This window comes from Bradyrhizobium sp. th-b2, from assembly GCF_000426785.1.
GTDB lineage: Bacteria > Pseudomonadota > Alphaproteobacteria > Rhizobiales > Xanthobacteraceae > Bradyrhizobium > Bradyrhizobium septentrionale.
This window is the reverse complement of the sequence record NZ_AUGA01000019.1, coordinates 133,991-157,154: the sequence shown is the minus strand read 5'-3', so window position 1 is coordinate 157,154 and position 23,164 is coordinate 133,991. Positions and strand designations below refer to the sequence as shown.

Annotated in this window: 19 protein-coding genes; 12 read left to right on the top strand and 7 right to left on the bottom strand. The window is 64.7% G+C overall.

The features are described 5' to 3' along the window. The first annotated feature begins 202 nt into the window (after positions 1-202). Positions 203-2,464 (top strand): calcium-binding protein, encoded by a 2,262-nt coding sequence (locus K359_RS0123270; protein WP_029081492.1) that lies wholly within the window; start codon positions 203-205, stop codon positions 2,462-2,464. A gap of 26 nt (positions 2,465-2,490) precedes the next feature. On the opposite strand, the gene K359_RS0123265 is transcribed toward K359_RS0123270, so the two are convergent. Next, the gene (locus K359_RS0123265) at positions 2,491-3,930 is read right to left on the bottom strand and encodes a short-chain fatty acyl-CoA regulator family protein (RefSeq protein WP_029081491.1); all 1,440 of its coding nucleotides are present in this window, start codon (positions 3,928-3,930) and stop codon (positions 2,491-2,493) included. Positions 3,931-4,070: 140 nt separating this feature from the next. Between K359_RS0123265 and K359_RS0123260 the strand changes: the two genes are divergently transcribed. Then, a complete protein-coding gene (locus K359_RS0123260) occupies positions 4,071-5,708 on the top strand; it encodes an isocitrate lyase (RefSeq protein WP_029081490.1) in 1,638 nt (545 codons plus the stop codon). Between the two features lie 224 nt (positions 5,709-5,932). Further along, positions 5,933-6,460: a DUF4269 domain-containing protein gene (locus tag K359_RS0123255; protein WP_029081489.1), complete on the top strand. Its 528-nt coding sequence runs from the start codon at positions 5,933-5,935 to the stop codon at positions 6,458-6,460. Positions 6,461-6,467: 7 nt separating this feature from the next. Here K359_RS0123255 and K359_RS0123250 read toward each other — a convergent pair whose 3' ends face one another. The 6 genes from K359_RS0123250 to K359_RS0123225 form a co-directional block, all read right to left on the bottom strand. Further along, the gene (locus K359_RS0123250) at positions 6,468-7,706 is read right to left on the bottom strand and encodes a PepSY domain-containing protein (protein ID WP_029081488.1); all 1,239 of its coding nucleotides are present in this window, start codon (positions 7,704-7,706) and stop codon (positions 6,468-6,470) included. Further along, entirely contained in the window at positions 7,706-10,033 is a 2,328-nt protein-coding gene (locus tag K359_RS0123245; RefSeq protein ID WP_029081487.1) for a TonB-dependent siderophore receptor, read from the bottom strand. The genes K359_RS0123250 and K359_RS0123245 overlap by 1 nt, the downstream gene beginning before the upstream one ends. Before the next feature lie 277 nt (positions 10,034-10,310). Beyond that, a complete protein-coding gene (locus K359_RS61445) occupies positions 10,311-10,544 on the bottom strand; it encodes a hypothetical protein (protein WP_029081486.1) in 234 nt (77 codons plus the stop codon). A gap of 211 nt (positions 10,545-10,755) precedes the next feature. Continuing rightward, positions 10,756-11,682, bottom strand: coding sequence for an acyl-CoA thioesterase II (locus tag K359_RS52740; RefSeq protein WP_051346313.1), 927 nt, complete (start codon positions 11,680-11,682; stop codon positions 10,756-10,758). 12 nt (positions 11,683-11,694) lie between these two features. Beyond that, positions 11,695-12,810: a hypothetical protein gene (locus K359_RS57375; protein ID WP_051346311.1), complete on the bottom strand. Its 1,116-nt coding sequence runs from the start codon at positions 12,808-12,810 to the stop codon at positions 11,695-11,697. Between the two features lie 55 nt (positions 12,811-12,865). Continuing rightward, on the bottom strand, positions 12,866-14,089 hold the full coding sequence (locus K359_RS0123225; RefSeq protein WP_029081485.1) for an ABC transporter substrate-binding protein: 1,224 nt from the start codon (positions 14,087-14,089) through the stop codon (positions 12,866-12,868). Between the two features lie 200 nt (positions 14,090-14,289). On the opposite strand from K359_RS0123225, the gene K359_RS0123220 reads away from it, so the two are divergent. The 9 genes from K359_RS0123220 (at position 14,290) to K359_RS0123180 (ending at position 23,139) form a co-directional block, all read left to right on the top strand. Continuing rightward, complete coding sequence (locus K359_RS0123220; protein WP_029081484.1) at positions 14,290-15,843, top strand: long-chain fatty acid--CoA ligase; 1,554 nt, start codon at positions 14,290-14,292, stop codon at positions 15,841-15,843. Next, positions 15,813-16,913: a phosphotransferase family protein gene (locus tag K359_RS0123215; RefSeq protein WP_165128279.1), complete on the top strand. Its 1,101-nt coding sequence runs from the start codon at positions 15,813-15,815 to the stop codon at positions 16,911-16,913. Before K359_RS0123220 ends, K359_RS0123215 begins: the two co-directional genes overlap by 31 nt. Next, entirely contained in the window at positions 16,910-17,419 is a 510-nt protein-coding gene (locus K359_RS0123210) for a hypothetical protein (protein WP_029081482.1), read from the top strand. Before K359_RS0123215 ends, K359_RS0123210 begins: the two co-directional genes overlap by 4 nt. Before the next feature lie 183 nt (positions 17,420-17,602). Beyond that, complete coding sequence (locus K359_RS0123205; RefSeq protein WP_029081481.1) at positions 17,603-18,862, top strand: Rieske 2Fe-2S domain-containing protein; 1,260 nt, start codon at positions 17,603-17,605, stop codon at positions 18,860-18,862. Then, a complete protein-coding gene (locus tag K359_RS0123200) occupies positions 18,862-19,359 on the top strand; it encodes an aromatic-ring-hydroxylating dioxygenase subunit beta (protein WP_035976930.1) in 498 nt (165 codons plus the stop codon). The genes K359_RS0123205 and K359_RS0123200 overlap by 1 nt, the downstream gene beginning before the upstream one ends. 104 nt (positions 19,360-19,463) lie before the next feature. Continuing rightward, positions 19,464-20,258: an enoyl-CoA hydratase/isomerase family protein gene (locus tag K359_RS0123195; RefSeq protein ID WP_029081479.1), complete on the top strand. Its 795-nt coding sequence runs from the start codon at positions 19,464-19,466 to the stop codon at positions 20,256-20,258. A gap of 1 nt (position 20,259) precedes the next feature. Next, on the top strand, positions 20,260-21,012 hold the full coding sequence (locus tag K359_RS0123190; protein ID WP_051346309.1) for an SDR family NAD(P)-dependent oxidoreductase: 753 nt from the start codon (positions 20,260-20,262) through the stop codon (positions 21,010-21,012). Position 21,013: 1 nt separating this feature from the next. Further along, on the top strand, positions 21,014-21,949 hold the full coding sequence (locus K359_RS0123185; RefSeq protein ID WP_029081477.1) for an alpha/beta hydrolase: 936 nt from the start codon (positions 21,014-21,016) through the stop codon (positions 21,947-21,949). Further along, the gene (locus K359_RS0123180) at positions 21,946-23,139 is read left to right on the top strand and encodes an acyl-CoA dehydrogenase family protein (protein ID WP_084518480.1); all 1,194 of its coding nucleotides are present in this window, start codon (positions 21,946-21,948) and stop codon (positions 23,137-23,139) included. The genes K359_RS0123185 and K359_RS0123180 overlap by 4 nt, the downstream gene beginning before the upstream one ends. Positions 23,140-23,164: the final 25 nt, after the last annotated feature.

Below are 23,164 nucleotides of genomic sequence, written 5' to 3'. Positions count from 1 at the left end.
CTCGCGCGCACTTTACGTTGGTCGATCGGCCCTTGCCATGGGCGTCAATCCCCGTCGGACAAGTCACGAAACCAACCAGACACTGACGGTCACGCCGAGTTCGCCTGCGGGGTCGCCCTAGATGTAAAGATCGTAATGAATCGAACCGCTCGCCCACGGAGGCCAACACACCTGCATTGGCAACCGGTCCGAGCATACGATCATGACAAACTACAATTACTACAAGATCGATATTCCCGGCGGGTACGGCAGCAACGGCTTTGTCTATATCAGCATCGATGGTGTCGATGCCTCGGGGCTTGCGGTCGGTAACGTCGGCGATATGGACGGCGATTGGCACGGCATTACCGCCGCCCATAACGGTTCGGTCACCCTCTACGATCCCCCGGCATCGAGCAACCAGACTGATGTTGTCGGTGTCACGTCGTCCGGCGAGCTTTATGGCGATTTCACCGACTGGTCGAACATACAACACGGCTTTATCGAGAGTGGCGGCGTCACGACGACTATCGACCTTCCCTTTGCCGCCACCACCGTTATCTCGGGCATCACCGCAGCTGGCGAGCTATTCGGCAGCTATGTCGGCACGTTCACCGGCGTTCACGGATTCCTCGACGACAACGGCTCGTTCGAGACGATCGACGATCCCCTGGCAACGTCAACGTCGGTATTCGGCGTCAATGCATCAGGCGTCATCGTCGGAACGATCACGGATGCCAGCGGGACGCATGCCTTCTTCAACAACAACGGCACCTTCACCGCGCTCTATCCGCCCGGATCCTATTCGAGCAGCGCAGTCGGCGTCACCGCCTCCGGCGAGGTGGTGGGCACCTATGAGACCAGCTCCAACGCCCAATACGGGTTCGTCTACAATAACGGTGCTTACACAACGATAGCCGGCCCCGGCTCGACCTATACTTCCATTTCTTATGTCGGCGACAACGGCGAGATCGCCGGCTATTACGCCGAAGCCAGCGGCCATCTGGATGGTTTCCTGGATCAGGGCGGGGTCTTCACGACCGTCGATGTCCCGGGCGCCACCGACACCGAAATCCTCGGGGTCAACGCCGCCGGCGAGATCTATGGCGACTACAATGATTCCACCGGTCAGCACGGCTTCGTCGGCATTCCAGGACCGCAAGTCGTTGCCTCCAATGTGACCGCGACCCACGGCGAGACGTTTGCGATGTCGAGCCTGTTGAGCGCCAGCGATCCGACCGGCGCGGGGATCACGGAATATGTGGTGTACGACACCGGCAGCGGCGGCGCGCAGATTCTCGTGAACGGAATTGCGCAGCCGAGCCAGACCGATCTCTATCTGACGCCGGCGCAACTCGCGCAGACCACGTACCGATCCGGCTCCGGCCCCGATGTGATCTGGGTCGAGGCTTCTAATGGCTCGGAGTGGAGCCCTTGGACGATCTTTCAGGTCTCGGCTCCGGTCGATACCGGGCCGGTGGTGACGGTCTCGAACCTGGCCTGGACGTCCGGCGAGACCTTCGCCGCAACATCGCTGTTCTCCTACAGCGACCCGTTCGGCAGCCCGGCCACCGAGTATGAGGTATGGAACGCGGCGACCAATGACGGGGAGTTCGAGCTCAATGGCACACCACTGCCTGCGAACCAGGACAACATCGTCACGCCGGCGCAGCTTTCGCAACTGAGCTATGTCGCGGACTCATCCAGCGACATCGTGTGGGTGCGCGCCAATGACGGCACCGTCTGGGGGCCGTGGACGCAGGCCGGCGGCAACGCCAACGACGTCTTCTACGCAGGATCGGCCAGCGACCTCGTCGAGGCCGGCAACGGCAACGACACCTTCTATGGCGGCTCCGGCAATTCGACGATGTATGGCGGCACGGGCAACGACGTCTATGTCGGCGGCAGCGGCGAGAGCCTCGAGGTCGGCCGCGGGACCGCAACATCGCTGGACTATTTCTATCTTTCCAGCGCCGCGGGTTCGGAGGCCTTCGGCGGGCCTGCCGGCGAAGACGTCTTCGTCGCGGGCCCGAACGGCTCGGTGATGATCGGCGAAGGCGCCACCAACTTCATGTACGGCGCCGCGGGCGGCAACAACTACTTCTACGGCGGTTCCGGCGATAGCGAGTTCTTCGGCGGCAGCGGCGTCGACGTCATGATCGGCGACTCCGGCCGGGACTATTTCGATGGCGGCACCGGCGTGAATTACTACTTCGGCGGCGCCGGCGGTGGTCCGGGCAGCGGCATCGGCGTCGACACGTTCAACATCAGCCAGGGCGGCATCGACGTCGTGCAGGACTGGACCGAAGGCAAGGACACCGTGCAGTTGAACGGCTCGGGCTTTCACTCCTTCTCCGACGTCCTGTCGCATTCGTACCAGAACGGCGCCTATTTCGTGGTTCAGGTCGATGCCGACACGGCGGTGTGGCTGAACGGAGCGACCGCCGCGACCGTGACGGCAAGCGATTTCAGGATCGGGAGCTAAAGCGTTTTCGAGCGATGTGGGTATCGTCAATCCGCCGAGAACCCGAACGGGACGCTCGAGGTCCTGAAATCGTCGGGAAGAATCTCGCGTCCGATCGGCGGCGCCGATCGCGCCGCGCATCTTGGGCGATGGCAGACACGGCAGGCGACGCCGATCGGCGTGGGCTCATCCGCGTTCGGCCCCTGTCCGTCGCGGGTGTAGATCAGCTGGCCCGCATATTCGGCCGCGCAGCCGATCGCGATGGCGCGCTCGACGCGGATCGCGCCGAACGCCCCGCCGCCGGCGGTCACCGTGCGGGCGATCGAGAAGAACCGCTGTCCGTCGGGCAATTCCAGCCATTGCGTGACAATCTGGCGTGGCGTCTTGAAGATGCCGTGGACCGACCACAGCGGACACGCGCCGCCGTGCTTCGCGAACGGGAAGCCCGCGCCATCGAGCAGCTTGGAAATGTTGCCGGCCGGATCGACGCGGATCAGGAAGAACGGAACCTTCTCGAGCCCCGGCCGCTGCAAGGTCGTGGCGCGGTGCGCGGTCTGCTCGAAGCTGGTGCCGAATTGACGCGCCAGCGCCTCCAGATCGTAGCGGCGCGTTTCGACCGCCTTCGCAAACACCGAGTAGGGCATGATGAGGGCGGCGGCAGCGTAGGCTCCAAGCGCGCGGCGGGCCAGCAGCTCGGCACTCTTGGAGGTAAACTTGCCGGCTTCCACCGCGGCGCTGATCTCGTCTTCCAGTTCGAGATAGGCCAATTGCTTGGCCAGCTGAAAATTGAGGCCGGCGGTATCGAGCGAGTCCTCGATCAGCAATTGCCGGCGATGAAGGTCCAGCCGCCTGACCGAGCCGAGCATGACATTGGGCGGCAGATAGCGGACCTGGAGGTTATGGCGCTGGCGAAGCCGTTCGATAAATCCGGCAGGTCCGGCCGGTTCATGGACGAGGCGCTCGGCTGCGTCGTCGAGGCTGGCGAAATTGTTGCGGCGTGCAGCGAGAAAGCGCCTGACCTCCGCGACCGGATCGTTGGCGTCAAAATTCTCCTGACCCGGAAATGACGCGGCGCCTGCCAGGTCTGGCGCGCTGCGTTCCGCGAGCGCCAGCTGCTCTTCGCGATAAGCGGTATAGAGACGCAGGAACGCTTCCGTCATTCCGGGATAACTGACCGCGAGGTCGCTCACTTCGAGCGTGGGGATGTCGATGTCGGCAAACATCGGTTCCTTCAGGACGGACTGCATGCGCGCGGTGTGGTCGGCGCCGCCGTCGCCGGCGAGATCGGCCAGATCGATCTTGTAGGTGCGGGCCAGGCGAAGCAGCATGTCCGCCGTCACCGGCCGCTGATTGCGCTCCAAAAGCGCGACATAGGGGGCGGAGATTTCGAGATCGGCCGCCATGTCGGCCTGGGTCAGCCCCAGGTCGCGCCGGAGCCGACGCAGTCGTGGTCCCATGAAGACGGAACGGGCGCTCGACGTTGCCATCGCCTAATCCATTGTAAGATTCTTACAACAATACATTAGTTTCTTGTAAGTTATGACAAGTTTTCCGCGCCAGGTCTAGCTCCCGGTGAGGCGAGGCTTACAAAGAGACCAGTTATTTCGTCACCGAAGGGATCACGGACATGAACTTCCAACCGCGCGGGATCAGCGATCGGGCCATCCAGGGTCCGGCTTCGTATCAGAGCGAGATTGAGGCGGCCGAAGCGCTGCTCAAGGACAAGGACACCTGGAACGGCGTGACCGCCGAAGCCGTGGCGCGCATGCGCTTGCAGAACCGCTTCAAGACTGGTCTGGACGTCGCCCGCTACACGGCTGCGCTGATGCGCGCCGACATGGCCGCCTATGACGCCGACAGCACCAAGTACACCCAATCGCTCGGCTGCTGGCACGGCTTCATCGCCCAACAGAAGCTGATCTCGGTCAAGAAGCACTTCGGCAATACCGATCGCCGCTATCTGTACCTCTCCGGCTGGATGATCGCGGCGCTGCGCTCCGAGTTCGGCCCGCTGCCCGATCAGTCGATGCACGAGAAGACCTCGGTGCCGGCCCTGATCGAGGAGCTCTACACCTTCCTGCGCCAGGCGGATTCCCGCGAGCTGAACGACATCTTCCGCGCGCTCGATGCGGCCCGCAAGGAAGGCGACAAGGCGAAGGAAAAGGCGCTGATCGAGAAGATCGACAACTTCCAGACCCACGTCGTGCCTGTGATCGCCGACATCGACGCCGGCTTCGGCAATGCCGAGGCGACCTATCTGCTCGCCAAGAAGATGATCGAGGCGGGTGCCTGCGCCCTGCAGATCGAGAACCAGGTCTCCGACGAGAAGCAGTGCGGCCACCAGGACGGCAAGGTGACCGTGCCGCACGAGGTGTTCATCGCGAAGATCCGCGCTTGCCGCCATGCGTTCCTCGAGCTCGGCGTCGAGGATGGCGTCATCGTGACCCGCACCGACTCGCTCGGTGCCGGCCTGACGCAGCAGATCGCCGTGAGCCACAAGCCCGGCGACCTCGGCGACCAGTACAACAGCTTCCTTGATTGCGAGGAAGTGACAGCGGCCAATGCGCGCAATGGCGACGTCATCATCAACCAGAACGGCAAGATGATGCGTCCGAAGCGGCTGCCCAGCAACCTCTACCAGTTCCGTCCCGGCACAGGTGCGGATCGCTGCGTGCTCGACAGCATCACCTCGCTGCAGAACGGCGCCGATCTGCTCTGGATCGAGACCGAGAAGCCGCATATCGAGCAGATCGCCAGCATGGTCGATCGCATTCGCAAGGTCATTCCGAACGCGAAGCTGGCCTACAACAACTCGCCGTCCTTCAACTGGACCCTCAACTTCCGTTGGCAGGTCTACGACGCCATGAAGGAAGCCGGCAAGGATGTCAGCAAGTACAATCGCGCCGAACTGATGAAGGCGGAATACGACGGCACGCCGCTGGGGATCGAAGCGGACGAGCGTATCCGGACCTTCCAGGCCGATTCAGCCAAGCGCGCCGGCATCTTCCACCATCTGATCACGTTGCCGACCTATCACACGGCTGCGCTGTCGACCGACAATCTCGCGCGGGAGTATTTCGGTGAGCAGGGCATGCTTGGGTACGTGAAGAACGTGCAGCGTGCGGAAATCCGTCAGGGCATCGCCTGCGCGAAGCATCAGAACATGGCGGGCTCCGACATCGGCGACGATCACAAGGAGTACTTCGCCGGTGAGGCTGCCCTCAAGGCGGGCGGCGCCCACAACACGATGAACCAGTTCGGCTAATCGATCGAACGGATCATTCAAAATATCGGCTGGACGGGCTGGCTTGCGAGCAGCCTCCCTATCCGCCGGCGGCGGGGCGATTTTCGACCACGGTCACGCGGTCGAGATCGCCCCGTAACGTTTTACAAAGGCGTTTCCCGCCAGGCTTCCGCCCTTGGCGGAGCTCCCGCATTCCACGCGAGCGTGGTATCTGCATTGCCGCGATCTCGAGGGCATGCCACGCGATGAACGTCGGGCACTACGCATCCGCCGTCACCAACTCTGCCGTGATGGAACTGCTCAGGCCGTTCGATCCGCGCATCGTCGGAACGCTGCCGCTCGGCCTTGCCGTGCCGGGCAGCGACATCGATATCGTCTGCCATGCGCCCGATCCGAACGCTTTCGCGGAAATCGTCTGGACCCATTATCAATTGGCCGATGATTTCGTCCTCTACCGATGGACCTCGGTACCGCGGCCGGCGATTGCCCGCTTTGTGTGGGATGGCTGGCCGTTCGAAGTATTCGGTGATCAGCGTCCGGTGGAGCAGCAGCAGGGCTGGATCCATTTCGAGGTCGAGCGGCGGCTGCTTGCGCTCGATGATGGACGGCTGCGGCGCGCCGTCGGCAGGCTGAGGGCAGGTGGCCTCAAGACCGAGCCTGCCTTTGCCGCCGTGCTCGGGATATCCGGCGATCCCTATCGCGGATTGCTCGAACTCGCCTCCGAAACGGACGCCGAGTTGCGCGCCCGGCTCGCGGCGTGCGGTCTCGGCTGATCGCGGTTCATTCGCCCGGAACGAGGTGACCGACCGGCTGCCGCGCGAGGCGGCGGTGCCTGCGCCGCGACAGATAAAGCAGAAGGCCCGTCACGGTGAATAGCGGCATCATGGCGGCGGCCAGCATGAAGGCGAGCCTGCCGGGCCACCCCAGGATGGCGCCACGGTGGATGTCGAGCACGCCGGCGAGGACGCGCTCGCCGAACGTCTTGTCGGCGTAACGATCCGACGAGATCACGCGTCCGGTGACGGCATCGATGCGGAATTCGTCACGCACGCTCTCGAGCGACGAATCCCGCAGCCATGACCGTACGCGCACCGCCGTGCCCGTACCGGCCGGCATTGTCAGGAGGGCCTTTGCGTATTGACCACCTTCCTGCTCCAGGACTGCCGTCCAAACCCGGTCGAAGGCAAGCGGCTTGGCCTCGCCGTTCGGATCGGAGGCCCGCTTGTCATTCCCTGGGTTTGCCCTGGTATCCGCCTTGCCGTCGGCTGCGGCGGCGCGCGACGGCTTGGGCTGCATCGCAGCCGTCGTCGTTGCGGGTCGCGCCAGCAGCCAGTTGGCGCCGGCCTTGTACCATTCGAACGAGTACCACAGGCCGGTCAGCGTCATCACCAGATAGACCGGCAGCACCCAGGTGCCGATCACGGCGTGCAGCGAGCGATGCAGGCCGCGCCCACGCAGTGCGAGGTTTGGCTTCAGCCACATCTTCACGCTGCGCGCGCGATGCGGCCAGCGCAGCACGAGGCCTGATATCAGCATCACGATCAGGCAGATCGCGGCTGACCCGGTGATCTTGCGGCCGATGCCATTGCCGTCGCCGGGCAGCAGCAGCCAGCGATGCAGCTTGCGGACGGTGGCGAAGAAGTCCTCGCCGCGCGGCGACCCGAGCAAATGTCCGTCATAGGGGTCGACATAGACCGAGGACGGCCGTGAGCCGCCTTCGCTGCGCGCGAAGCGGACGCGTACGGCCGCTGACGGGTCGCTCGACATCGTCACGGCGGAAGCCCGGCCGAAGTCGCCGGCCGTCTGCAGCCGTGCGACCAGCTCATCCGGCGTCAGCCGCCGCGTCGTGCTGGCGTCCACGCGCATGATGTGGCTGTTCAGGCTGGCCTGGATCTCGTCCTCAAAAGCCATCGTCGCCCCGGTGATGCCGACCACGGCCCAAATCAGCGCCAGCACAAGGCCGACCACGGAATGGACCTGCAACAGCGCGGCCTTGATCGGGCGTCGGGCATCACTCATCAGAACTTCACCGTCGCCGAGAGCGAGAAGCGCCGTGCATCGCCCATCGCTACGGCCAGATTGCTGACGGCGGAGGGATAGTAGACGGTGTCGAACAGGTTCTTGACGTTGAACTGGTAGATCACCGGGAACGTGTCGACCTTGGTCTCGTAGGTCGCAAAGATGTCCGCCACCGTGTAGGCCGGCAGCACGAAACTGTTGGCGGCATCGCCGGGCCGGTCGCCGACATAACGCGCGCCGCCGCCGAGACGAAGCCGGCCGGGCAGCGCCGTGCCGAAATCATAGACGAGGTAGAGCGAGGCGGTGTTGAGCGCAACGTTCTGCAGCGCCTTACCGGCGAGTGTCGGATCTTCGGTCACGCGCGCATCGGTGTAGCCGTAGCTGCCGATCATGCTCCAGTTGTCGGTGAGCCGGCCGGTGACGTCGAGCTCGACGCCGCGCGAGCGGACCTTGCCGGCCGTGCGGTACTCGAAGATGCCAATCGCGGGATTGAGCTGCGAGACTAGCACGTTCTTCTTGTCGATGTCGTAGAGCGCGAGCGTGCCGGAGATCCGCTTGTTGTAGTCGAACTTGACGCCGGTCTCCCACTGGGTGCCCTCTTCGGGGGCGATGTTGGAGCCGATCACGCCGCCGCCGGTGAGCGGCGCGATGGTCGAGGTCGGCTTCAGCGATTGGGTATAGCTCGCGTAGAGCGAGACTTCGTCGGTGAGCTTGAGGATCGCGCCGCCGAGCGGCAGTGCCTTGTCCTGCGAGACATTGGTGTTGGTGATGAAGGGGCGGCCCTTGCCTGCGAGCTGCTCGTAATCCATGTAACGCACGCCGCCGACCAGCGCGAAGCGTTCGGTCACGTGCAACGTGTCCTGGAAGAACAGCGACCACTGCCCGAGCTTGTCGGTTTGCGCGCTGTCGGCGGCGGACACCGTCGTGCCCGGCGTGATCAGGCCGTAGACCGGATTGTAGAAGTTGAAGCTCGGCGTCGCCTGCCGGATCAGATTGTCGCGGTAGATCGTGCGATACTGGCCATCGCCGCCGAACAATATCTCGTTGCGGAAATTGCCGAGCCAGACATTGCCCTGCAAATAGGAGGTGCCGTAGCTCGAATTGCTGAGCGAGCCCTGCGTGCCGTCATTACTGCGGGTCTTGACGCCGGTCGTGGCATTGACACCGGTGATGCGGAGCTGGTTGGCGCTGAATGTCTCGGTGTTGTAGCTGTAGGCGGCGGACAGCTTCCAGTCCTGGTTCAGGCGGTGCTCGACCGAGGCCTGCATCAGGTCGGAGGTTCCCCACATGTTGTTGAAGGGCTCGTCGAGCCGGCGCGTCGCGGGGATTGCCAGCGGGGCATTGTTGACGAACGCCGTGCCGCGGTCGAACGGCGTGATGAACTCACGGTGCTCGTAATTGAGCTGCACCGTGGTGTTCTCGCCGTACCAGGCCAGCGACGGCGCGACCAGCATCTCGCGGTGGCGCCCGAAATTGCGCCAATAGTCCTCGCTCACGCCATAGCCGATGAAGCGATAGGCGAGGCCGCCATTGCCGATCGGGCCGGTGATGTCGGTGGTGCCGTCAGCGCCGGTCTTCGAGTTGGCATAGGTCGAGCCGAGCAGGGTCACCGAGCCGTGCTGATAGAGCTCGGGGCGCTTGCTGATCGTGTTGACGATGCCGCCGGGATCCATGATGCCGTAAAGCAGCGACGCCGGGCCCTTCAGCACCTCAACGCTCTCGACCGACGCATTGAGGCTGCGGCCCTGCACCAGCGGCATGCCGTTGCGCATGATCGAGCCGTCGCGGTTGTCGCCGAAGCCGCGGCGCATCACCGCGTCCTGGGTGCCGGCCAGCGTGTTGGCCTGGGTGACGCCGCTGACATTGGCGAGCGCGTCATCGAGGTTGCGCGGCAGCTGATCCTTCAGCACCTGCTCCGGCACGACGTTGACGGTTTGCGAGGTGTCGAGCGGCGAGGCGCCGCTGCGGAGCGTGGTCGCGCTCGGCATCGCGCGATAGTGCAGCTTGGCTTCGTTGAGCACTGCGGCCGCAGCCGCGGCGCGCTCCGACGGCGTCGGTGGCGCCGGCCGGGCATTCCGCATGCGCTGCCGTGCCGCGGCGGCCGCCTGTGTCCGCTGCGCCGATCTCGCCGAACTGGCTGCAGGCTTACGCTTCAGCGTCGGCTGGTCGACCGTGACAGGCGGCAACGGGACGCTCGATTGTGCGTTTGCCGGCGTCACCGCGGCGGAGATATCGGTGAGCAGGAATGCTGCACCGATCAACAGATGGGTGCGGCCCTTGTCGGCGGCATTTCGACGGTCGCCGACAACGCGGCCATCAGCATTCACAGGCACTCTGGTACTTCCGATTCACGCAAGCATGTTCACGCCGCGCCTCTAGCAGCCGCCGCGCGCGAAAAGAACCGGAGCAGACTTGAATCTCTCTAACTGGATTGGATTTGAATCGTTCTAAGAAATGGCAAGGCTCGCGTGTCTGCGCGAGCCTTGCACCTCATGGATCGATTGTTGCGTCATTGCGTCAAGCGCTACGCGATTATGACAGGAGGCTCCGACCCGCCGTCGCTTCAGCCTCAACCGTTTCGCCAGCCGCGCCTCGCGCGAAGTCTCACGACATCGCGAGGCTGACGGGCGCCGAGCCGACCACTCCCGTGCTCACGCCGTCGCGCGCCATCGATTCGATTGCGCTCCAGTTCTCGCGAAAGATCCGCGCGGCCTCGTTGGCGCTTTCCGCCTGGATTGTCAGGCTGCACGCGCGTCTCGCGCCGTTGCTCGCAAGCTGGAAGTAGAGGACATATCCAGACGATTCCGCGCTCCATGCGCCCGACGGTGCCTGCTGCATGTCAGTTTTCCCCGATAGTGTTTTTGTTGCGCCACCTGCAAGCAGGATTTGACAGAGATGCGGCACAGTCGTGATTCAAGACGCGCAATCTGCGCGACCGCGCATTTTGTTTGCGTGTGTTGCCGAGATTCAACAGACGATGGAACCGATGACACGCGGTGGCTGCAACCCCGCCGCGATCGCGGCGCGCGCTCAACTGTCCCGGCGTGACCTACGCATCGCCATCCGGATGCACCATCAAAGTTTCCTGGATCGAGGTCGCGAGCATCGATCCATCGCGGTCGTGGACGCGGGCGATCGACAATCCACGGCCACCATCGGCGCAGGGGCTCTCGGTTTCGACATGCATCCAGGCGTCGGGTGAAAATGCCCGATGAAACCAGATGCAATGGTTGAGGCTCGACAGATAGAGCGGCGCGCGTGACTGCAAATCGCGGAGATGGCCGCCGACGCTGGAGAAGTTGAGCCACCAGTCCGAGAGATAGGCGAACACCGCGGCCTGGGCGCGGGAACCTGCCGTGAGTCGCTGCCTGCATTTGATCCAGAAGCGCAGGCGTGGTCCTGCGGTCGCGGCCGAGAGCTGCCGTTCGATCTCGGGGATCCGGAAATCCATGCTGGGCTTGACGTGCGGGGAGTAGGGACCGAGCGGCCGCAGCTGCGCCATCAGCGCGTCGGGGATCATGGTCAGATCGGGCAGGTTTTCCGGATCCTCCGATGGCGCGAACGGCGCCGCGTGCCGCGGACCCGGCTGCGGCGCGCAGAACGTGGCCTGCGCGCTCAGCACGGTGCGTCCGTCGCCCTGGGTGCCGACGATATGGCGCGAGGAGAATCGCTTGCCGTCCTGCAGCACTTCGGCATCAAAGGTGATGCGCCTGCCAGGATCGGCGCCGCGGAGGAACAACAGCTGCAGCATCGCGGCCGGACGGTCTTCGGGCGCGCTGAGGGTCGCGGCCATCATCGCCTGGCCGAGGATCTGGCCGCCATAGGAACGGCCGTTGAGATTGCCGTCGCCGAACCGGCTGCGATAGCGCAGCGGCGCGACAGTCTCGAGCGAGACCAGCGCCTCGGCCGCCTTGTCGTCCCACGGATCGCACGCGGCTTCGTGATCCTCCGCGACGCGGATGCCTTGTCCGTCCATCTTGCCCGTCCATCACATGGCCGGGAATTTCTGCGGTCCCGGATAGAGCGGATAGCCGGCCGCCACGCCGTATTCGCTGATGCCAAATCCGATCTCGTTGCCGCTTTCGAGCCGGACGACATGGTCCGACAGCGTGCGCGCGACGGCGCGGGTTGCGGCATCGTCGAGATTCCAGACGTCGTGCGCGGCATGGTTCTCGCCGCGGTCGTCGCCATGGCTCCAGCCCTGCAGGCCGCCATACATGCCGGCCTTGAGATAAAATCGCGTCGGCAGTCCGTGCATCCTGACGCGGCGCGGCTCGCCGCGATCGAAGGCGAAGTTGAAATCGGATACCGCGATGGTCTGGCCGAGCGGATCGTCAGCCCACTCGATCCTGTGCTCGACCGAGGTGACCTCGCGATGCGACACCGATCCGTCGGCCTCGCGGCGGAACTCGGTGCCCGAGAGGTAATGCGGCTTGCCTGGTGTGCGCTCCTTGATGAAGATCGACAGCGCGGACTGCTCGAACTGGAACATCGACCAGGTCCAGAAGAAGTTGCGGTGGGTCGCCACCGGCGGCCTGGTCTCGTCGGTGCGCATCTCGGAGCGCAGCCCCCAGGAGCGGTCGCGCTGTCCCCACCACAGCTCGGGTTCGATGTTGATGCGCTTGCCATCGACCACGATCCAGCCGCGCCAGCGGCCGAACTGCGAGACGCGTGCGAGATCCTCCTCGACGACGCCGTTGCGCTCCCGAAAATTCTGCTTCTCCTGCGCCGCCGGAAAGCTCGCCTTGAATTCGAGCGTGAAGCTGATCCCGGACGGATTGTCGGCGAGTGAGACCCGGTGCAGGCCCATGCCCTCGACGATCTCGATTTTCAGCCCGCCGACCTCCGTCTCCAGCGGGCGCGTCCCGAGCCGGCGCGAGGCGCGGAAATTGTGCTGGCGGCGGCCGACGGTGATGCCGGCAAAGCCGTCCATCACGTTGCGGTTCGGGTAGTAGCCGAGCCCGATATCGATCAGCAGCTCGGAGCCGTCGATCGGATGCGCGGTGTACCAGTAGCGCTCGGTGAACCTGGCATCACCGCCGCCTGCCTTGGCAAACGGCTCGGGCGTCTGGTGGCCGATGAGATCGTCCTGGGCTGTCAGCATTGTTCTTGTCCTTGGTGTTTGAGCCGGTTCGGTCAGTCGGATGCGCGGCGCGGGGTCAGTCCTTGGCCGCGCCCGCGCCCACGATGTCGCCGAACAGCACCCAGGTCTTGCCGTCGAAGCGGGCAAAGCGGCGTTCGGTGATTGCCGCGTAATCCTGCGGCGTGGTCTGGATGGTGATGCCCGGCAGCAGCATCGGCAGCTCGATGCCGCTCAGATTGGTGGCCTGCTTCAACACATTCTCCCGCGTGAGATTGTCGCCGCAGCGCTGCAGGATGATCGCGCCGAGTTGCGCCGTGGTGTAGCCGGTCACCGCGATCACGTCGTTCGGGTCCATGCCCGGCATGTATTTCGCGGCGAAGGCGAGATAGTCGACCATGCCCTTGTCGCTGGCCCAGGCCGGATCGTTCGGCGTCTTGTAGGAGGTCGTGGTCAGGATGCCGGTCGAGGCCTCGATCCCTGCCGGCACCAGCACGCCGGCGATCGAATTCGCGGTCGAGCCGAGAAAGATCAGCGGCTTCCAGCCGAGCTCGTGGATCTTGCGGATCGCCATCGAGGCGAACTTGTTCTGCGCGGCGATCAAGATGGTATCGGCGCCGGAGGCCTTCAGATTGACGATCTGGGAGTCGATCGTCGGCTCGGTCGACTGATACATCGCTTCCTTGACGATCATGGTGTCAGCTTTGGCGCCGAGCCCTTCCTTGAGGCCAAGCACAAAGTCCTTGCCGATGTCGTCGGCCTGCAAGAGCACGCCGATTTTTGCGTCCGGCTTCTCGCGCAGCACATAGCGCGCGATGATCCGGGATTCGTTGACGTAGGTCGGCGAGTAGGGTGTCGTCCACGGAAACTGCTTCGGATCGTTCCAGCGGGTGCCGCCGCTCTGCACCAGCAGATGCGGGACGCCGTTGCTGTTGAGGTATTTCTGGATCGCGGCGTTGGTCGGCGTGCCGAACGGCGCCATGATCGCGAGCACCTTGTCGTTCTCGACCAGCGCGCGCGTCACCTCGACGGTCTTGGGCGGGCTATAGGCGTCGTCGCGCGTCACGAAGTTGATATGGCGGCCGTTGATGCCGCCCTTCTCGTTCAGCATTGCGAAATAGGCGAGCATGGTTTTCGGGAAGCTCGCATAGATCGACGCCGGGCCGCTGTAGGGCGCATTGGCGCCGAGCATGATCTCGGTGTCGCTGACCCCCGGACCATAGGCCTTCTGGGCTTCAGCCGTTCCGAGCGCACCGGTGAGCGCGAACGCCCACACCGCAAGCGTGACCACTGGCTTTCGCATCTTCCCCTCCCATGACGCCCTCTTTTGCGGGGCTGGTTGATCCGGCGATGGAAGCCTTCAAAGGCTTTACCCCTCGCGCTGGCTGTGTAATAATAGACCGTCTGTCCGGATTATCAACTTAAATCTCCGGGCGGCATATCGGCTTCACGTGCGACGGAAACATCCGCGCGTGCGCGGCCGCATGACGGTGTGGAGGAAACATGAAGCTGACGCAGGCGCTGATCTCGGCGGTGCAGTTGCGCAAGGATGCGCCGGGCACCATCCATGCCGGACGGTCGCGGAGCTGGAAGGAGATCGGCCGGCGCGTCGCCTGTGCCGCGGGCGGACTGCGGCGGCTCGGCATCGAGGCCGGCGACCGCGTCGCGATCCTCGCGCACAACAGCGATCTCTATATCGAGGCGCTCTATGCCATCGCCTGGGCCGGCGCGGTCGCGGTGCCACTCAACACGCGCTGGGCGGTCGCCGAGAATGCCTATGCGATCGACGATTCCACGCCGAAACTGCTGCTGGTCGACAAGGCCTTCGCCGAAATCGCGTCTGGGCTGCGAGGTGCAAAATCACTCACCGCGATGGTCTATCTCGACGAGGGGCAGGTGCCCGACGGCATGCAAAGCTATGACGAGCTCGTCGCGCACGCGCCGATCGAGGATGCCTCCGGCGCCTACAACGATCTCGCAGGGATCTTCTACACCGGCGGCACCACGGGTTTTCCCAAGGGCGTGATGCTGTCGCACGCCAACATCATCTATGAATCGCTGGTCTGGATCTATGCCCTCCGCTTCCGCGAAGACACCAGATATCTGCACTCGGCCGGCATGTTCCATCTCGCCGGGACCTCGCCGATGATCGCGCTGACCTTGGTCGGCGGCACCCATGTGACGATCCCCAAGTTCGAGCCCGAGCTGGCGATGAAGACCATCGCCGAGCACAAGGTGGACTACTGCCTGTTCGTGCCGACCATGCTCAACATGATGCTCAATCATCCGTCGTTCGGCAGCTATGATCTGAGCAGCGTTAGGGATTGCGAGTATGGCGCCTCGCCGATGCCCGATGCGCTGCTGGTCAAGCTGATGCGCGTGCTGCCGAGCTGGCGCTTTCACCAGGGCTACGGCATGACCGAGAGCGCGGCGCTGGCGACGATCCTGCCATGGGAATATCATGCCCTGGAAGGCTCGCTGGCGGCAAAGCGCAAATCCGCCGGCCGGGCGGCACCGGGTGTTGAAATCCGCATCGTCGATGCCGCGGGCAACGAGGTGCCGCGCGGCACGGTCGGCGAGATCGCGATCCGCGGCGCCGGCGTGATGCTCGGCTACTGGCGCAAGCCCGAGGAAAGCGCGCGCGTGCTGCGCAACGGCTGGCTGCACACCGGCGACGGCGCCTGGATGGACGAGGACGGTTTTGTCTATATCGTCGACCGCCTGAAGGACATGATCGTCTCCGGCGGCGAGAACGTCTATTCCGGTGAGGTGGAGAACGCCATCTTCCAGCATGAGCATGTCAGGGAATGCGCCGTGATCGCGGTGCCCGATCCGCAATGGGGCGAGGCGGTGCACGCCATCGTGGTGCCGAAGGACGGCGCGCGGCTCGATCCGGAGACCGTGATCGCGCATTGCCGCACCCTGATCGCGGGCTACAAATGCCCGCGCTCGGTCGACATCCGTCTCGAGCCATTGCCATTGACCGGCTCCGGCAAGATCATGAAGTCGGCGCTGCGCGAGGAGAAGTGGCAGGGTTATACGAGGTCGGTGAATTGATGCAGGAGGCTGCAAAACGTTCCGACGATGTGCCGGGTGCCGGACCGGAGCATGTTCGCCCGGTCGTGGTGAATGACGACGCGGTGCGGTCGGCGCTTGCGCAGCATCTGTCGCGGATATCCGGACAGCAGACGGAGATCACGAGCTTCGGGCGCAAATCGTCGGGCTTCTCCTGGATCACCTACGCTTTCGTGGCCCGTTCCTCTGCTGAAGGAGACCGCAAGCTGATCCTGCGCGTCGGTCCGCCGAACGGGTTGTTCGCACCTTACTCGGTGCTGCCGCAGGTCACTGCGCTGCAGTCGCTGGCCGGCACCGGCGTTCCGGTTCCGGCGCTGGTCTCATTCGAGCAGGATGGCGCCGAGATCGGCTTTCCATTCTTCATCTGCACGCATGTCGAGGGAGACGTTCCCGCGCCCTGGGCGGCAAGCGAACTCGATCCGGACCACAAGCGCACGATCGCCCGGCAGTTCGTCGAAATCCTCGCCTCGCTGCACCGGATCGACGCAAGCACAACGCCATTCGCATCGCTGCAGCAAGGCGAGGAACGCGCGGAATTGCGTGCGATCGCCGGCTGGCGTGCCTCGCTCGCGCGTCCGACGGCGCGCTATTATCCGCTGCTCGATTGGGGCGGACGCTGGCTGCAAGAAAACTGTCCGCAGCCGCCGCGCCGCACCATCGTGCATGGCGACTACCGGATCGGGAATTTCATCGAGGATAATGGACGGATCACCGCCATTCTCGATTGGGAGCTGACCCATCTCGGCGATCCCCATGAGGATCTGGCCTGGGCGATGATGCCGACCTTCAACGCCAGGAGCCGGAAGCTCTATGGTGTGCTCGAGCGCGCCGAGGTGATCGATCTCTATCAGCGCGCCTCCGGCATTCCGGTTTCGGAGAAGAGCCTGGCATTCTACGAGGCCTATGCGCTGTATCAGGCGGCAACGATCCAGATGTGTGCGGTGCGCGCCTTCGAGGTCGATCGCTTCAACGACATGCGGCTTGCGGTGATGGCAAGCCAGATGCCCTCGATCGTGCGCGCCTTCGAGCGGGCGCTGGAGGCCGCGGCATGAGCGCATCTTTCGAGCGGCTGATCGACGGCATCATCGACGCCCTGCAAAGCCATGTGGTGCCGAACAGCAACGACGATTTTGTCCGCGGGCAGGTGTTCTCCGCGATCTATGCCCTGAACGGCATCAAGCTCGCGGCCGACTGGAAGGCCGGGCCGCTGCTCGGGCAGGTGCGGCTACAGGACGATACTTTCGCGGCGGTCGCGCGATTGGCCGATGGCATGACGCATCCGGAGATTCCGGCGACGCCCCGCATCCAGGGCGAGATGTCCGACCCTGCCGCGATCGAGGCGTTGCGCGACGATGGCGACCGGCGGCTCGGGCAGCTTCTGCTCTGGGCCAGCGGTGAGGACGCGCGTGCGGCGGACCGCGACATCGCGACAGGAATCGAACGCTTGCTGCGGCGGGCGATCTGCGACCAGCTCAAGATCGAGCTCGCGACGACGCCGAAGTCGATGCTGCAGCAGATCGCCGGCGGCGAACGCGAAGGTGGCGCGGCGCAGGGCTGACGCGGTCAGGCCGCCGACGACCGGGAATTGCATCTTGGCGCACTGCCCCGGATACGTAGCGTTCGGAAAGAAGCTTGCCGGCCCGTGGCGACCGTGTTATTCATTGACCGAACGGTCGTTCGGATTATTATTGGCGGCCGGTGAAGGTATCCGCGGCAAGCGGCCGGCGAGGGAGACGGAGCGATGAACATGATGACCGGCGTCCCGCCGTGGGAACGGCTGATCCGGCCCGACCGGGTCCATGGATCGCTCTACACCGATCCCGAGATCTTCGAGGCCGAGCTCAAGAGCATCTGGTACCGGACCTGGGTCTATGTCGGCCACGAGAGCGAGGTTCCTGATGCCAACGACTACGTCGTCAAGTCGATCGGCCCGCAATCCGTGATCATGACGCGCGACGAGCAGGGCAAGGTCAATCTGCTGCTGAATCGCTGCTCGCATCGCGGCAACCAGGTTTGTTCCTTTGAGCGCGGCAATGCGCGCTCGTTTACCTGTCCGTTCCATTCCTGGACCTTCGCCAATGACGGCCGCCTGGTCGGCTATGCCTTCCCGGATGGTTACGAGGGGCAGGACAAGTCGCAGCTCGCGCTCGGGCGGGTGACGCGTGTCGAATCCTATCGCGGCTTTGTGTTCGGCTCGTTCGCGGCCGATGGGCCGACTTTGAAGGAACATCTCGGCGGCGCCGCCGAGACCATCGATCGCCTGGTGCGCACCTCGCCCGAGGGCGAGGTCGAAATCACGGCGGGCTTCCTCAAGCATCGCGTCAAGGCGAACTGGAAGTTCATCCTGGAGAACGAGTGCGACGGCTATCACCCGGCCTTCGTGCACACCTCGATCTTCGGCGTCGCCGACAGCATGATCGGCAAGCTCTATGGCGGCGCCTCGACCGCGCTGACGCGCGACTATGGCAATGGCCACACCGAGATCGACCTGCGACCCGAGTTCCGCAAGCGTGACGCGCCGATGAGCTGGTTCGGCACCAGCGAGGAGCGGTTGCCCGACTACACCGCGCGCATGAAGGCCGCCTACGGCGACACCGCGGCGCGCGAGATCATGATCGACGGCACGCCGCATGTGATGATCTTCCCGAACCTGTTCATCGCGGAGATCCAGATGTTCGTGATCCAGCCGCTCGGCGTCGACGACAGCGTGCAGCATGTCACCGCGCTGCAATTCAAGGGCGCGCCCGATCTGAACCGAAGGCTGCGCCAGCAGACCATGGGCTCGGTCGGCCCGGCCGGGTTCCTGCTCGCGGATGACTCTGAGATGTACGAGCGCTGTCACCGCGGCGTGCTGGCGCGCAACCCCGAATGGATCTTCCTCGGCCGCGGCGAGAAGCGCCAGCGGCAGGACGAGCTCGGCTTCACGGTCGGCCACGTCACCGACGAGGTGCCGTCGCGCGGCATCTGGACCCACTATCGCAAGCTGATGGAGCCTGCCTGATGCTGTCGCGCGAGAGCAGCGCCACGTTGATGAGCGCCATCACCGCCTTCCTCTATCGCGAGGCGCGGCTGCAGGACGAGCATCAATACGAGGCCTGGGAAAAGCTCTGGACCGACGACGGCGTCTATTGGGTGCCGGCCAACGGCGCCGACATCGATCCCGAGCGGCAGATGTCGATCATCTACGACAACCGCTCGCGGATCGCGCTGCGGGTCCGCCAGCTGATGACCGGCAAGCATTTCACCCAGACGCCGCAGTCGAACCTGCGCCGGCTTACTTCCAACATCGAATTGATGGACGAACAGCCGGACGACGGTGACATCGCCGTCGCCAGCAACAGTCTCATTTTCGAATCGAGCCTGCGCGACGACACACTATGGGCGGCGCGCAATGAATATAGGCTGCGCCATGTCGATGGCGAATTGCGGATGGCCGCCAAGAAGGTCATCCTCGTCAACAACGACAAGGCGATCTACACGCTCTCGTTCCTGGTCTAAAGCGCGATGACTTCATCGCGCTTTAGATCATTGCTTCTGCGCATGATCTGTCCGGAAAACCGCTTCACACTTTTCCGGATCATGCTTTAGGGGAAGGTCTCGCCATGATCGACAACGGCCCCGTTCTGCTCGACATCACCGACGGCATCGCGCGATTGCGGCTCAACCGTCCTGATGCGGCCAACGGCATGAGCGCCGAGCTGTTGAGCGCGCTGTGCGACGCCATCATGGTCTGCCACGGCCATCCGGATCTTCGCGTGGTGCTGCTGAGCGGCGAGGGGACGAATTTCTGCGCCGGCGGCGATGTCCGCGCCTTTGCCTCCAAGGGCGAGAAGCTGCCGGACTATATCCGGCAGGCCACGGCATACCTGCAGAACGCAGTGACCGGATTGCTGCGGCTGGAGGCGCCCGTCATCGCCTCGGTGCAGGGCTTTGCCGCGGGTGGTGGCGGCTTTGGCCTGGTCTGCGCTTCCGACATCGTGGTCGCGGCGGAATCGGCGAAATTCCTGGCGGGCGCCACGCGGGTGGCGATGGCGCCGGATGCTGGCGTCTCCGTGACGCTGTCGCGGCTGGTCGGCTTGCGGCGGGCGATGTCGATCCTGTTGACCAATCCTGTCATCTCGGCGGCGGAAGCGCTGCAGATGGGCATCGTCACCAAGGTCGTGCCCGATGCCGAGCTTGCCGACGCATCGCTTGCGCTGGCACGCGAGCTCGCGGCCGGCGCGCCGAAGGCGCTGGCGGCGACCAAGCGGCTGGTCTGGGCCGGCACCGGCACCAGCGTCGAGCAGTGCCTGTCGGAAGAGGCGCGCACGGTTGCCGAGCTTTCCGGGATGGCCGATGCCCGCGAAGGGCTCGCCGCCGTGATCGAACGGCGCAAGCCTGTCTTCACGGGGCGCTGAGGTGGCCGGCACCCTGTCATTCGGACGTCTCGATGGCCGCCGCGCCTTCGTCTCCGGCGGCGCGCGTGGCATTGGCGCTGCGATTGTCCGCAGCTTTGCCGGGGCCGGCGCCAAGGTCGTGATCGCCGATCTCGACGTCGCTGCGGCCTCGGAGCTCGCGCGTGAGACCGGCGCTGACGTTGCAGGACTTGACGTCAGCGATGCCACGGCGGTGCAGGCCGTGATGGCTCAGGACGGTCCGTTCGACATTGTCGTCAACAACGCTGGCGTCGATCAGCACGCCTTCTTCACGGATACCACGGCAGAGGATTGGGCGCGGCTGATTGCGGTCAATCTCACCTCGGTGCTGGCATGCACCCACGCCGCGTTGCCGGCGATGCAGGCGGCCCGGTTCGGCCGTATCATCAACGTCACCTCGGAGGCGGCGCGGCTCGGCTCGAAGGGCGGCGCGGTCTATTCGGCGGCCAAGGGCGGCGTGATTTCTTTCACCCGGAGCATCGCGCGGGAGAATGCGCGCTTTCGCATCACGGCGAACGCGATCGCGCCGGGGCCGATCCGCACGCCGATGCTGGAGCAGGCCGTCGCAAAAGGCGGCGACAGGATTTTGCAGGCGATGACAGGCGCGACGCTGCTCGGCCGGCTCGGCGAGCCGGAGGAGGTCGCCGCCGCCGCGCTGTTCCTGGCTTCCGACCAGGCCGCCTATATCACCGGCGAGACGCTCGGCGTTTCCGGCGGCATGGGCATCGGCGGCTGAGATGAGCAGCGCGGGCGACGATATCGCAGTCACGCCGGTTGATCGCGCGATCGAGCGCCTGCGTGCGATCTATCGCAACTGGACCCGCGAGACGTCAGTGGCGCAGATGCGCAGCGATTGGGACGCGGCCTTCGCCGGCTGCTCGGTGCCGGTGACTTGCCGGCAGGTCTCCGCCGACGGTGTCGATGGCGAATGGATCGTGCCGCCGGATGCGCCGCGCGACAAGGCGGTGCTCTATTTTCACGGCGGCGGCTTCCGGATCGGCTCGGTCGCCTCGCATCGCGATCTCGCCGCGCGGATCGCCGATGCATCCGGCTGCCGTGTGCTTACCATCAACTATCGTCTTGCGCCCGAGCATCACTTTCCCGCCGCGCTAGATGATGCGCTGATGGCCTATCAATATCTGCGCGATCAGGGGTTGCGTCCGGCGGAGATTGCCTTCGCCGGGGACTCCGCCGGCGGCAATCTCGTGCTCTCCGTGATGCTGGCGGCACGCGACCGAGGTTTGCCGCTCCCCGTCGCCGGCGCGCTGATGTCGCCCTGGACCGATCTCACTGCTGCCGGCACGAGCTATCAGAGCAGGGCCGAGGCCGACCCGATCCACCAGCGCGCGATGATCCTGGCGCTGGCCAAGAACTATCTCGGCAAGCACGGTGATCCCCGTGATCCGCTGGCCTCGCCGCTTTACGCCGATCTCGCCGGCCTGCCGCCGCTGCTCGTGCAAGTCGGCGACCGCGAGACCGTGCGTGATGATGCAACGGAACTGGCCGCAAAAGCGAAGGCCGCCGGCGTCGACGTCGAGCTGCAGGTCTGGGACGGCTTGATCCACGTCTTCCAGATGTTCCCGGAGATTCCGCAGGCGGGAGAGGCGATCGCATCCCTCGCGAATTTTCTGCGCAAGCATCTTCACATCGGCCATCAGAGGGCGCCACAATGAACGTCATGACCTCGGACCCGCGCCAGCTCACCGAAGCCGAGTTCCATTTCGCCGAGCAGCCCAATCTGCCCGAGGAGCTGCGCATGCTGCGCGAGCAGGTGCGTCGGTTTGTCGAGAAGGAAGTGGTGCCGCATGCCGAGGCGTGGGAGCGCGACGGCAAGATCCCGCGCGAGATCTATCGCCGGATGGGCGCGCTCGGCTTTCTCGGCATGCGCCACGCCGCCGAATATGGCGGCACCGACATGGGGCCGCTTGCCTCGATGGTGTTCGCCGAGGAGCTGGGCCGCTCGAGCTTTGGCGGCTTCACCTCCTCGATCCTGGTGCACACCGACATGTCGGCGGTGCACATCAGTTTGCGCGGCACGCCGGAGCAGAAGCAGAAATATTTGCCGGCGATCATCCGCGGCGAGACCGTCTGCTCGATCGCGGTGACCGAACCGGATGCGGGCTCCGACGTCGCAGGCCTGAAGACGCGGGCGCGGCGCGATGGCGATAGTTGGGTGATCAACGGCGCCAAGATGTTCATCACCAACGCGGTCTATGGCGACATCCTGATCGTCGCCGCGCGGACCGACCCGCATGCCAAGGGCAGCCGCGGCATCTCACTGTTCATCGTCGAGCGCAACACGCCGGGCATTACGGCGACCAAGCTCGACAAGCACGGCTGGCTCTGCTCGGACACCGCCGAGATCGCGTTCCAGGACGTGCGCGTGCCGGCGGAGAACCTGCTCGGCGATGAGAACAAGGGCTTCTATGGCATCATGGAGACCTTCCAGAACGAGCGCATCTGCATTGGCGGCATCTGCGCCGGCGAGTCTGCCAAGGCGATCGAGCTGACGGCGAACTATGTGAAGACGCGGCAGGCATTCGGCGGTCCGCTCTGGAATCAGCAGGGGGTGCGATTGAAGCTCGCCCAGCTCGCCGCCAAGGCAGCGGCGGCGCGGGCGCTGGCCTATCAGGCCGCCGAGCTCGCCGCGGCCGGACAGGAGTGTCTGCGCGAAGTGTCGATGGTCAAGGCGCTGTCGCCGGAGGTGCTGCACGAGGTCGTGCATGGCTGCCTGCAACTGCACGGCGGCTCAGGCTTCATGCGCGGCACCCCGATCGAGCGGATGGTGCGCGACGCCCGCGTGCTGACCATCGGCGGCGGCGCCACCGAGGTGATGCTGGAAGAGGTCGCGAAGCGGATGTGAAGGGCGCGCGCAAGCGTACCTCAAA

Bases quoted from the DNA above. Each gene is read 5' to 3' on its own strand.
- K359_RS0123220 (WP_029081484.1), top strand. From the start codon at position 14,290: ATGAAGCTGACGCAGGCGCTGATCTCGGCGGTGCAGTTGCGCAAGGAT.
- K359_RS0123225 (WP_029081485.1), bottom strand. From the start codon at position 14,089: ATGCGAAAGCCAGTGGTCACGCTTGCGGTGTGGGCGTTCGCGCTCACC.
- K359_RS0123195 (WP_029081479.1), top strand. From the start codon at position 19,464: ATGATCGACAACGGCCCCGTTCTGCTCGACATCACCGACGGCATCGCG.
- K359_RS0123210 (WP_029081482.1), top strand. From the start codon at position 16,910: ATGAGCGCATCTTTCGAGCGGCTGATCGACGGCATCATCGACGCCCTG.
- K359_RS0123200 (WP_035976930.1), top strand. From the start codon at position 18,862: ATGCTGTCGCGCGAGAGCAGCGCCACGTTGATGAGCGCCATCACCGCC.
- K359_RS0123185 (WP_029081477.1), top strand. From the start codon at position 21,014: ATGAGCAGCGCGGGCGACGATATCGCAGTCACGCCGGTTGATCGCGCG.
- K359_RS61445 (WP_029081486.1), bottom strand. From the start codon at position 10,544: ATGCAGCAGGCACCGTCGGGCGCATGGAGCGCGGAATCGTCTGGATAT.
- K359_RS0123270 (WP_029081492.1), top strand. From the start codon at position 203: ATGACAAACTACAATTACTACAAGATCGATATTCCCGGCGGGTACGGC.
- K359_RS57375 (WP_051346311.1), bottom strand. From the start codon at position 12,810: ATGCTGACAGCCCAGGACGATCTCATCGGCCACCAGACGCCCGAGCCG.
- K359_RS0123255 (WP_029081489.1), top strand. From the start codon at position 5,933: ATGAACGTCGGGCACTACGCATCCGCCGTCACCAACTCTGCCGTGATG.
- K359_RS0123260 (WP_029081490.1), top strand. From the start codon at position 4,071: ATGAACTTCCAACCGCGCGGGATCAGCGATCGGGCCATCCAGGGTCCG.
- K359_RS0123205 (WP_029081481.1), top strand. From the start codon at position 17,603: ATGAACATGATGACCGGCGTCCCGCCGTGGGAACGGCTGATCCGGCCC.
- K359_RS0123180 (WP_084518480.1), top strand. From the start codon at position 21,946: ATGAACGTCATGACCTCGGACCCGCGCCAGCTCACCGAAGCCGAGTTC.
- K359_RS52740 (WP_051346313.1), bottom strand. From the start codon at position 11,682: ATGGACGGACAAGGCATCCGCGTCGCGGAGGATCACGAAGCCGCGTGC.
- K359_RS0123250 (WP_029081488.1), bottom strand. From the start codon at position 7,706: ATGAGTGATGCCCGACGCCCGATCAAGGCCGCGCTGTTGCAGGTCCAT.
- K359_RS0123265 (WP_029081491.1), bottom strand. From the start codon at position 3,930: ATGGCAACGTCGAGCGCCCGTTCCGTCTTCATGGGACCACGACTGCGT.